We start from the raw sequence: 2231 nt of genomic DNA on the forward strand, positions 1-2231 counted from the left end.
GCTTGGAATAGGATTTCCCGATCGGGTTTTCCGCTCCGTCATAGAGCCGCACGATTTCATCCACATCGGCGTTTTGCATGATCTGTTCGCGCCCGCGCCCCTTCAGGCCTCCACCAAGTTTTCCAAGGATCAGTCCCGCATAACGCAACACTGGCCAAAGCGAGATAAACACATTGCGATAATAGACAGAAATCATCGCTGTACCACCCGGCCGCAACACCCGCGCGATCTCGCGCACGCAGGCTTGGGTGTCAGGTGTGTGATGAATCACACCTTGGCAATTCACATGGCTGAACTGCCCGTCCTCAAAGCTCATGGCTTCGGCGTTTTGCTGGCTGGCGTCGACATGCATGTCATAAATCTGGGCCCGCTTTTGCACCAGTTCTACAGCTTGCGTCGTGAGGTCTGCCGAGGTGACATGTTCTGCACCACGTTTGTACAATTCAATCGACCACATGCCCGGACCACAGCCCAGATCAAGGACGCGCTCTTTGTTGGCTCCTTGCGGAAACAGATGGTCCGGCAGTTCACCCGCAAAGCAATCATCGATCACAACTTGCCGGTGATGCTCAAAAAAAGCACGCGTGCCCGGTTCAAACTCGGTCTCACCGGTAAAAAGCGGATTAGCTTCCCAGAAGCCCTTTACGTCATCAACGGTTTTATCCTGCGGCATAGGGACGTCTCATCTATTGGGGTTGTCTTGTATTCACTCAGAGGTAGCGCGAGGCACTATTCGATGTCGAGCCGGATGTTCCAAGTTTCTTCGGTCTGGCGCAACCAAGCTTCAAGGCTGAGCAACATCCACATACGGTGACTTGGCAACTCATCCAAAGGACGCCATTTGCGCCCAAGGCTGTGCTGATAAGAGCGCACTGTTGCTTCGAGATAAGCAGGTTTGAACAAACGTCGCAAAGGGCTGTCCACCCCGGTCAATCGCTGTGTCATCCACTGTTTCATCGGGCCACGCAGCCACGTGCCAAGCGGTGTCGGAAAGCCACGTTTGGGCATGGTGTAAAGCTCGGCAGGCAGCAAATCGCGCGCGCCTTCTTTGACGATTGCTTTGAGCACGCCGCCCTGCAATTTGGTTTCAGGCGCAATGCTCAAGGACAGATCCACCATCGCATTATCTAGCAGTGGCGTGCGCGATTCCAACGCATGGGCCATGGAAATCTTGTCCTCGACCGTCAAAAGGCCGGGCAAATATATCGTGAGATAGGTCGTCAAAATACGTTCATAGAGGTTGTGTGCGCCAGTCTAGATCTTCCGCAGAGTAGCTGCAGGGTCTTGGTTCTCCAAGGCCTGCCACACACGTGCATCCAAGGCGCGATGTTGGTGCTTTTTCGAAAACAGGACAGGCAGAAGATACCCACCTGCGCCACCACGCAAAAGAGACAGAGTGAAATATCCGATGTGCGGCACCTCAGAGCGGCGCACCGCTCGCAAAGCACGCCATGCATGTCCGAAACCGCACCGTATCTCTGTGAGAAGTCCAGCCATCTTGAAGACCGGATAACCAGAGAACAGCTCATCTCCGCCGTGTCCGGTCAGAATAACTTTGCTATGCTCAGCGGCAGATTTAGCCACGAGATACTGCGGCAATGCGCCCATGCCCATCTGCGGCGCATCCAGCGCGCGCGCCAGATTGTCCATTTCCTCCATCGCCCGCGTCGCCGTAATATCGACGGGAAAATGCGGCGCGTCGATATTCTTTGCCACCAAAGCAGCACCGGACATTTCGTCATACCATCCGCCTTCAGGAAAGTGTCCTGTGAAGGTCATAGGGGGTTGGGGCAATTGTTTAGCCGCGGCACTCGCCACGGCAGTGCTGTCAAATCCAGCACTCAGATAGCTTGCAATACCTACGTCGCTCATCAAATGACGGGCAATGCTTTGTTTAAGCGTCTGTTGAAAGTCGCTCTTGGCGACCTCAAAATTCACAGACCCTTGGGATGGGATTGTGGCATCCCAAAAGCGGTTATGTACGATGCCTGTCGCGCTGATCTCAAGCGTACATCCCGCTTCTAAAGCCTTGATGTCTTTGAACAGCGTTGTTGCGCCAAACTGGTTTTGATAGGTGAGATACTGCGACAACACCTCAGGATCAATTGCCCAGCTATCAGTCTCTAAAGCACCAAATAGAGCCTTGATTTCGGAGGCAAACAGCACTTCGCCTCCAGCACCCACATGATAATAAAGCGGCTTGATACCCAGCCTGTCGCGCGCAAGGATCA

General features: G+C 53.9%; 3 protein-coding genes. All 3 read right to left on the reverse strand.

Annotated elements, in window-relative coordinates; genetic code table 11:
- Window positions 1–673, reverse strand: a 673-nt coding sequence (locus WBC85_RS02235; RefSeq protein WP_424433050.1) for a class I SAM-dependent methyltransferase, incomplete at its 3' end; no start/stop codon positions are given.
- Between the two features lie 56 nt (window positions 674–729).
- Window positions 730–1224 (reverse strand): asparagine synthase-related protein, encoded by a 495-nt coding sequence (locus WBC85_RS02240; RefSeq protein ID WP_424433051.1) that lies wholly within the window; start codon window positions 1222–1224, stop codon window positions 730–732.
- Window positions 1225–1254: 30 nt separating this feature from the next.
- A partial coding sequence (locus WBC85_RS02245) for an asparagine synthetase B family protein (protein ID WP_424433052.1) occupies window positions 1255–2231 on the reverse strand: 977 nt, incomplete at its 5' end.

It is taken from the genome of Planktotalea sp. (assembly GCF_049680325.1).
Lineage (GTDB): Bacteria > Pseudomonadota > Alphaproteobacteria > Rhodobacterales > Rhodobacteraceae > Planktotalea.